Annotated in this window: 4 protein-coding genes; all 4 read left to right on the forward strand. The window is 74.4% G+C overall.

All coding sequences use genetic code 11. The annotated features are described in order from the left end of the window. Positions 1-5,750, forward strand: a 5,750-nt coding sequence (locus ACJ73U_RS19315; RefSeq protein ID WP_407779048.1) for an amino acid adenylation domain-containing protein, incomplete at its 5' end; no start/stop codon positions are given. Continuing rightward, entirely contained in the window at positions 5,751-6,167 is a 417-nt protein-coding gene (panD, locus tag ACJ73U_RS19320; protein ID WP_407779049.1) for an aspartate 1-decarboxylase, read from the forward strand. A 4-nt stretch (positions 6,168-6,171) separates the two neighbouring features. After that, positions 6,172-7,893 (forward strand): ABC transporter ATP-binding protein, encoded by a 1,722-nt coding sequence (locus tag ACJ73U_RS19325; RefSeq protein ID WP_407779050.1) that lies wholly within the window; start codon positions 6,172-6,174, stop codon positions 7,891-7,893. A 169-nt stretch (positions 7,894-8,062) separates the two neighbouring features. Beyond that, positions 8,063-9,160 (forward strand): ABC transporter transmembrane domain-containing protein (locus ACJ73U_RS19330; protein ID WP_407779051.1); only part of this gene is annotated, 1,098 nt, incomplete at its 3' end.

The following is a 9,160-nucleotide window of genomic DNA, read 5'->3' on the forward strand; positions in this document are numbered from 1 at the left end:
ACCACATCGCCGGCGACGGCTGGTCGCTGCCGCCGCTGAAACGCGACCTCGACACCGCCTACACCGCGCGCCTGCGCGGTGAGAGTCCACAGTGGACGCCGCTGCCGGTGCAGTACGCGGACTACACGCTGTGGCAGCAAGAGCTGGACATCACCGAACAGCTGGACTACTGGCGGACCGCGCTCGACGGGCTGCCCGACCGGATCGAGCTGCCCGCCGACCGCCCGCACCCCGCGCGGGCGTCCTACCGCGGCGAGATGCTGCCCTTCCAGTGGGACACCGGCCTCCGCGACGGCCTCACCGAGCTGGCACGGGCCTGCGGCGCCAGCGTGTTCATGGTCGTCCACGCCGGGCTCACGGCCCTGCTCAGCCGGCTCGGCGCCGGCACCGACATCCCCGTCGGCACGTCCGTCGCGGGGCGGACCGACAAGGCGCTCGACGACCTGGTCGGGTTCTTCGTCAACACGTTGGTGCTGCGGGTGGACACGGGCGGCGACCCGAGCTTCCGGGAGCTGGTCGCCCGGGCCAGGGAACGCGGCCTCGACGCCTACGCCCACCAGGACGTGCCCTTCGAGCGTCTCGTCGAGGCCGTCAACCCGGTCCGCTCGCTCGCGTACCACCCGCTCTGCCAGACGGTGATCGCCTGGCAGAACAACGCGGTCGCCGACCTGCGGCTGCCCGGCCTCACCGTCACCGAGGAGCCGGTGCGCACCGGCACCGCCCGCGCCGACCTCACCTTCTTCGTCGGTGAGCGGGACGGGATCGGCGGCGCGGTCGAGTACAACTCGGACATCTTCGACCGGTCCACCGTGGAATCGTTGGTGGCACGGCTGGAACGCCTGCTGCGCACCGTCGTCGCCGACCCGGACCTGCCGCTCCACGCGATCGACCCGCTCACCGAGGACGAGCACGAGCGGCTCGCCGCCGAGTGGGTCGAGACCGCGGTGCCGGCCCTCGGCGACCTGCTCGCGGGCAACGCGCCCGACCGGACGGCGTTGGTCTTCGGTGACCGCCGGCTCACCTACGCCGAGCTGGACGCGGCCGCCGACGGGCTCGCGCGGGCACTCGTGGCACGCGGCGCCGGGCCGGAGACGGTGGTGGCACTGGCACTGCCGCGTTCCGTCGAGCTGGTCGTCGCGCTGGTCGCGGTGTTGCGGTCCGGCGCCGCCTACCTGCCGCTGGACCTCAACCACCCGGCCGAGCGCATCGCGCTGATGCTCGCCGACGCCGACCCGCAGCTGGTCATCGGCGACGGCGACGGCTGGCTGCCCGACCGTGTCGTCGGTCCACACGCGACGGACGACGTCGAGCTGCCGGCCACCCACCCGGACAACACCGCGTACGTGATCTTCACGTCCGGTTCGACCGGCCGCCCCAAGGCCGTCGCCGGCACGCGGCGGGCACTCGCCAACCGCCTGCACTGGGGACGCGGTCTCGGTGGCGGCATCCGCGTCGCCAAGAGCGCCCTCACGTTCATCGACGGCTCGACCGAACTGCTCGGCGGACTCGTCGCCGGGGACACCGTGCTGCTCGCCGACGACGCGACGGCCGCCGACCCGCTCGCCCTCGCGCGGCTCGTGGACCGCCACCAGGCCACCACGCTCACGGTCGTGCCGAGCCTGCTGTCCACTCTGGTCACCGACACACCCGGTCTCGGCTCGGTGACCACCTGGATCACCAGCGGTGAGGCCCTGCCGGCCACAGTGGCCGAGCTGGTCGCGGCGCGGTGGCCGGGTGCGCGGCTCGTGAACCTGTACGGCTGCTCGGAGGTCGCCGGCGACAGCCTCGAACACCGTTGGCAGGCCGGCGAAGGGCCGGTGCCGATCGGCCGCCCGGTCGCCAACACCAGGGCGTACGTACTCGACGCCGCGTTGCGGCCGGTGCCGCCCGGCGTGCGGGGCGAGCTGTACCTGGCCGGTGACGGGTTGGCCCGCGGCTACCTCGGCCAGGCGGCCCGCACCGCGGAACGTTTCGTCGCGGACCCGTTCGGGCCGGCGGGCACCCGCATGTACCGCACGGGCGATCTCGCCCGGCGCCGTGCCGACGGCGTGCTGGAGTTCCTCGGCCGCGCCGACCAACAGGTCAAGATCCGCGGCATGCGTGTCGAGCCCGGCGAGGTCGAGGCCGCACTCACGGCCCACCCGGACGTCACCGCCGCCGCGGTGACCGCCCGCGACGGCCGGCTCATCGGCTACACCGCCGGCACCGCGAGCCCGGCTCAGCTGCGGGAGTTCCTGGCGCGGCGGCTGCCGGACCACCTCGTGCCGGCGCACATCGTGGTCCTGGACGCGCTTCCACACAACCCCAACGGGAAGCTCGACCGCGCCGCGTTGCCCGAGCCCGAGCTGACGGTCGACGACCGCGCCCCCCGCACGCCGGCCGAGCAGGCCCTGTGCGACCTGTTCGCCGAGGTGCTCGGCCTGCCCAGGGTCGGCCCCGACAGCGGGTTCTTCGCACTCGGCGGGCACTCGCTGCTCGCCACGCGCCTGGTCAGCAGGATTCGCGGCGTGCTCGGCGTCGAGGTGCCGATCCGCGCGGTGTTCGACGCCCCGACCCCGGCGCGGCTCGCGGAGCTGCTCGACCCGGACCGCGACGCCCGGCCGGCGCCGCGCCCGCGGGACCGCCCGGCCGAGGTGCCGCTTTCCTTCGCGCAGCTTCGACTCTGGTTCCTCGACCGGCTGTCCGGCCCCAGCTCGACGTACAACATCCCGTGGGCGTGGCGCCTGTCCGGCCCGGTCGACGTGCCGGCACTGCGGGCGGCCCTCGCGGACGTGGCCGACCGGCACGAGGTGCTGCGCACGCTCATCGTCGAGAGCGGCGGCCGCCCGCGGCAGGTCGTCGTCGAGGCGGAACCGGTGCTCCAGGTGGAGACCGTCGACGAGTCGCGGGTGGCGGGCCGGCTGGCGGAGATCGCCGGCCACTGCTTCGCCATCGACACGGAGATCCCGGTGCGGGCGGCGCTGCTGAGCAGCGGACCGCAAGTGCACGTGTTCGTCCTGCTGGTGCACCACATCGCGGGCGACGGCTGGTCGCTGCCGCCGCTGCGCCGGGACCTCGACGCCGCCTACCGGGCCCGCCTGGCCGGCGAACCTCCACAATGGACGAGGTTGCCGATCCAGTACGCGGACTACACGCTGTGGCAACGGGACCTGCTCGGCGAGCGCCACGATGTGACTGGCGATGCGACCGGCGGCGCGAGCAGCGTGCTCGGCCGGCAGACGGCGTACTGGCGCGAGACGCTCGCCGGCCTGCCCGACGAGCTCGCCCTGCCGACCGACCGCCCGCGCCCGCCACGGTCGACGAACCGGGGCGGCACCGTGCCCGTGGCGGTTTCGGCCGGCGTGCACCGCCGGCTGCGGGAACTGGCGCAGGACAACGACGCCAGCCTCTTCATGGTGCTGCAGGCCGGCCTGGCGGCGCTGCTGACCAGGCTCGGCGCCGGCACGGACATCCCGCTGGGCAGTCCGGTCGCCGGCCGCACCGACCACGCGCTGGACGACCTCGCCGGGTTCTTCGTGAACAACCTGGTGCTGCGCACGGACACCGGCGGCGACCCGACGTTCCGCGAGCTGGTGCGGCGGGTCCGGGAGACCGACCTGGCGGCGTACGCGAACCAGGACCTGCCGTTCGAGCGGCTGGTGGAGCTGCTGAACCCGGCGCGCTCGCTGGCGCGGCACCCGCTGTTCCAGGTGATGCTGGCGTTCTACCAGGCGTCGACGGAACGGGAGCGGTTGCTGGGCCTGGACGCCGAGTACACGGACGCTGGGTTGCGGCAGGCGAAGTTCGACCTGTCGTTCGACCTGGTGGAGCGCCGGACGCCGGACGGCACCCCGGCGGGCATCGAGGGCGTGATCGAGTACAGCGTGGACCTGTTCGACGAGTCGAGCGTGCACACGCTGGCGTCCCGCCTGGTGCGGCTCATCACCGCCGCCGTCGCGAACCCGGACGCCCCGATCGGCCGGCTCGACGTGCTCAGCCAGGCGGAACGCCACCAGCTCCTGGAGGAGTGGGGAACAGGGGAGCCGGTGCGGGGCGCGGCCGGCACCGTGCCCGAGCTGTTCGCCGCACAGGCCGCCGCCACGCCCGACGCGCCCGCGTTGAGCGACGACCACCTCGACCTCACCTTCGCCGAACTCGACGCCCGGACCGGGCGGCTGGCGCGGGTGCTCGCCGCGGCCGGGGCCGGTCCCGAGAGGATCGTGGCGATCGCGTTGCCGCGCTCGGCGCGGGTGTTCGAGGCGATCCTGGGCGTCCTGCGCGCCGGCGCCGCGTACCTGCCGATCGACCCGGACCAGCCCCTCGACCGGATCGCCGGCGTCCTCGCCGACGCCGCACCCGTCCTCGTGCTGACCGACCGCGACGTCGCGCTCCCCGACGGCTCGCGCCGGCTCCACCTCGACGACGTCGACCACCTGCCCGAGGCGCCGGTCACGCCGCCGGGGCCGCGGAACCCGGCCTACGTCATCTACACGTCGGGTTCGACCGGCCGCCCCAAGGGCGTGGTCGTGCCGCATGCCGGCCTCGCCAACCTCTTCCACAGCCACCGGGAGACGTTGTACCGGCCCGTGGGCCGGGGGATGCGGGTCGCGCACGCGTGGTCGTTCTCCTTCGACGCGTCCTGGCAGCCGCAGCTCTGGTTGCTGGACGGGCACTGCGTGCACGTCGTCGACGACGACACCCGCCGGGACCCCGCACGGCTCGCCGCGGTGATCCGGGAGCGGGACATCGACTTCGTCGAGCTGACGCCCTCGCACCTCGCGCAGGTCGCCGCCGCCGGCGTGATCGAGAACGGGGAATGCCCGCTGCGGGTCGTCGGCGTCGGCGGCGAGGCGGTGCCGCAGCAGCTGTGGGAGCGGCTCCGGGAACTGCCCGGGACCGCGGCCTACAACCTGTACGGACCCACCGAGTCCACTGTGGACGCGCTCGTCGGCAGGGTGGCCGACGCCGAGCGGCCCGTCGTCGGCCGGCCCGTGCACGGGACCGGCGCGTACGTCCTCGACACCGGTCTCGAACCCGTGCCGGAGGGCGTGCCGGGAGAGCTGTACCTCGCCGGTGCCGGCCTGGCGCGTGGTTACCTCGGGCAGACCGCCCGCACGGCCGAACGGTTCGTCGCGAACCCGTTCGGGCCGGCTGGAGCCCGCATGTACCGCACCGGCGACCTCGTGCGGTGGCGGTCCGGGCAGCTCGAGTACCTGGGCCGCACCGACGACCAGGTCAAGATCCGCGGGTTCCGCGTCGAGCCGGCCGAAGTCGAGGCCGTGCTCGCCCGGCACGACGACGTGACCGACGCGGTTGTCGTGGTCCGCGAGGACCGGCCGGGAGACCGGCGGCTCGTGGCGTACACCGTGCCGGCCGGCGCCGACCCGCGTGCGCTGCGGGACTTCGCCGGCCGATCACTGCCGGCGTACATGGTGCCGGCGGCGGTCGTGCCCATGCCCGCGTTCCCCGTGACCCCCAACGGGAAGCTCGACCGCGCCGCGTTGCCGGCGCCGGCGGCCGCCCCACTCGGCCGGCCACCCGAGACAACCCGGCAGGAGGTCCTCTGTGGACTGTTTGCCGAGGTGCTCGGCGTGCCGGCGGTGGGCATCGACGACGACCTGTTCGCGCTCGGCGGCCACTCGATGCTGCTCGTCCGGCTGCGGCTGCGCATCCGGGAGGAGACCGGGGCCGACCTGCCCGTCGCCGAGTTCTTCCGCAACCCGACCGTGGCCGGGCTCGCCGCCCGCCTGACCGAAACCGAGGGATGCTAGATGCGCCGCACCCTGCTGAACGCCAAGATCCACCGGGCCACCGTCACCCAGGCCGACCTGCACTACGTCGGTTCGCTGACCATCGACGCGGACCTGATGAAGGCGGCGGACATCGTCGAGGGCGAGCAGGTCCACGTCGTGGACATCACCAACGGCGCCCGGCTGGAGACCTACGCGATCACCGGCGAGGCCGGCTCCGGCGTGATCGGGGTCAACGGGGCCGCCGCACATCTCGTGCACCCGGGTGATCTAGTGATCATCATGACCTACGCGCAGCTCGAGCCGCGGGAGATCGCCGCGCACGAGCCGACCGTCGTGCACGTCAACGAGCACAACCAGCAGGTGCTGATCGGCACCGACCCCGCCCAGCCGGTCCCGGGAACGGCGCAGGCGAGCGGGCGTGGGCGGGCGTGGTGACCGGATGAACGCCGTGGACAGCCGGGCGGTACTCGGCTCCGCCGTCCGCGGCCAGCGGACGCACGTCGTGCTGTCGTCGCTGCTCACGGCCGCGCACCAGGCCGGCGAGGCCGTCGTGCCGGTGCTGATCGGGGTGATCATCGACGACGCGGTCGCCGCCGACGGGTACGGCCGGCTGCTGCTGTGGCTCGCGGTGCTGGCCGCGGTGTTCGCGGTCCTGTCCTACAGCTTCCGGTTCGGGGCGCGGCAGGCGGAGCGCGCGGTGGAGCAGGCCGCCCACGAGCTGCGGCTCGCGCTGGCCGCCCGCGTGCTCGATCCCCGCGGCGGCGCGGAGAAGGGCCGGCTGCCGGGCGAGCTGACCAGCCTCGCGACCGGCGACGCCATGCGTGTCGGCGCGCTCAACAGGGCGCTGCCGTACGGCGTCGCGGCGGTCACGGCCGTGGTGGTGGCGGCCGTGGCGCTGCTGTGGATCTCCATCCCGCTCGGCCTGTTCGTGCTGCTGGGCACGCCGCCGCTGCTGTGGTTCGCGAACCTGCTCGGCCGGCCGCTGGAACGCCGCAGCGAGGCCGAGAGGGAGCGCGCGGCGAAGGCGTCCGGTGTGGCGGCGGACCTGGTGGGCGGCCTGCGTGTCCTCAAAGGACTGGGTGCGGAGCCCGTCGCGATCACCCGCTACCGGACCACGAGCCAGGACGCGCTGACAGCGACCGTCCGCGCGGCGGGTGCGAAGGCCTGGCACGACGGGGCGATGCTGGCGCTGAACGGGGTTTTCCTGGCCCTGGTGGCACTGGTCGGCGGCCGGCTGGCCGCGTCCGGGGACGTCAGCATCGGCGGGCTGGTCGCGGCGGTCGGCCTGGCGCAGTTCCTGATCGGTCCGCTGGCCAACTTCGTGTGGGTGAACTCGGAGATCGCGCAGGCACGGGGGTCGGCGTCCCGGCTGGCGGCGATGCTGTCGACACCGCCGGCCGTGGCACCGGGCTCGGGGGTGCTGCCGGCGCCGGTGCGGGGCGAGGTGCGGCTGCGGGAGGTGTCGTTCGCCGAGCTGCGGGGGCTGGACCTGCACGTGCGGGCGGGGGAGCTGCTGGGCGTGGTGACGCCGGACCCCGCGGTGGCCCGTGCGCTCCTGACGTGCCTGGGCCGCGAGGCCGACCCGGCGGCGGGATCCGTCGAGCTGGACGGGATCCCGCTGCCGGCACTGGAGATCGACCACGTCCGGTCGAACCTGCTGGTGGCCGCCCACGACGCGGACCTGTTCGAGGGCAGCCTGATCAGCAACGTGTCCACGCTGGACGGGGCGCACGCCGCGGTGGACGAACGCGTGCTGGTCGCGGCCGGCGCGGACGAGGTCGCGCACGCGCTGCCGGACGGCGCGGACACGGAGCTGACCGAGCGGGCCAGGTCGCTGTCGGGCGGGCAGCGGCAGCGGGTGGCCCTGGCCCGGGCGCTGGCCGTGCACGCACCGGTCCTGGTCCTGCACGACCCGACCACAGCCGTGGACGCGGTGACCGAGGCGCGCATCGCCGCCGGCATCAGGGAACTCCGCGCGGGCCGCACGACGATCCTGGTGACCACGAGCCCAGCCCTGCTGGCGGTGGCCGACCGAGTGGTGATCATCGAGAACGGCACCGGGAACGGCACCGGGAACGGGAACGGCACGGTGACCGTCGAGGGCACCCACCAGGACCTGGCCGCGGCACATCCCACCTACCGATCGGCGGTGCTGGCGTGAGCCGTCTGCTTCGGCGTCAGTGGTTGAGACAGCCCCCACCCGTCCCGGGGGCCGGCCCCGGTCCCATTCTACCGGTCCGCACCGACGAAACCGCAGGTCGGCGGGGGCTGTGGACAACTTTCGTCGACGAGACCGAGCGAATGGGACTGTCGTGCGCGGGGAGGCTCGCGTGAGTGCGAACCTGCTGCCCACCGCCACCCCCGCGCGCACCTGGGCCGTCGTCCGGCAGCTGCTGCGCCGGCACCGGGGCCTCGCGACCGCCGCCTTCGGCGTGCTCCTCGCGGCCACCGCCGTCGGGCTCGCCACCGCGCCGTTGCTGGGCCGGATCGTCGACATCGTCGTCTCGCACTCACCCGTCGGGGACATCACGCTGCCCGTGGTCCTGCTCGGGCTGGCCGCCGTCGCGCAGGGGGCGTTCACCGGGCTCGGGACCAACCTCGTGGCCCGGGTCGGTGAGCCCGTGCTCGCCGAGCTGCGTGAGCGGTTCATCGACCGGGCGCTGCGCCTGCCGCTCGAACAGGTCGAGCGGGCCGGCTCCGGCGACCTCACCTCCCGCGTCACCGACGACGTCACCGTGATCGCCGAGGCCGTGCGGGACGCGCTCCCGGCGCTGGCCCGGGCCTCGCTCACCATCGCGCTCACGCTCGGCGGGATCGCCGTGCTGGACTGGCGGTTCCTGCTCGCCGCGTTGCTCGCCGTGCCCATCCAGGCGCACACCGTCCGCTGGTACGCCGGTAACGCCGGCCCGCTCTACGCCGAGCAGCGCGTCACCGTCGGCGTGCTCTCCCACCAGCTGCTGGACACGATCGGCGCCGGCTCGACCGTGCGCGCGTTCCGGCTCGCCGACGACCACCTCGGGCGCGTCGGGCGCAGGTCCCGGGCCACCGTCGACATCGCGTTGCGGGCCGCGCGGCTCTGGACGCGCTTCTACGGGCGGCTGAACCTCGCCGAGTTCGTCGGGCTCGGGGCCGTGCTCACCGTCGGGTTCCTGCTCGTGCGCGGCGGTGACGTCTCCGTCGGCACGGCCACCGCCGCCGCGCTCTACTTCCACGGGCTGTTCAACCCGATCAACGTCGCGCTGTCCCTCGTGGACGACGCGCAGGCCGCCATGGCCAGCCTCGCCCGGCTCGTCGGCGTCGCTGACCTGCCGCCACCCGCCGAGCCGGACCGGCCGGCACGACCAGCCGACGCCTCGGTCAGCGTCACCGGGGTCCGGCACGCCTACCGCGCGGACGAGGAGGTCCTGCACGGCGTGGACCTCGACATC

Source organism: Actinophytocola sp. (assembly GCF_045807065.1).
GTDB lineage: Bacteria > Actinomycetota > Actinomycetes > Mycobacteriales > Pseudonocardiaceae > Actinophytocola.

What these genes read in the sequence shown, in the direction of transcription:
- panD (WP_407779049.1), top strand. Translation starts at nt 5,751, where the DNA reads ATGCGCCGCACCCTGCTGAACGCCAAGATCCACCGGGCCACCGTCACC.
- ACJ73U_RS19325 (WP_407779050.1), top strand. Translation starts at nt 6,172, where the DNA reads ATGAACGCCGTGGACAGCCGGGCGGTACTCGGCTCCGCCGTCCGCGGC.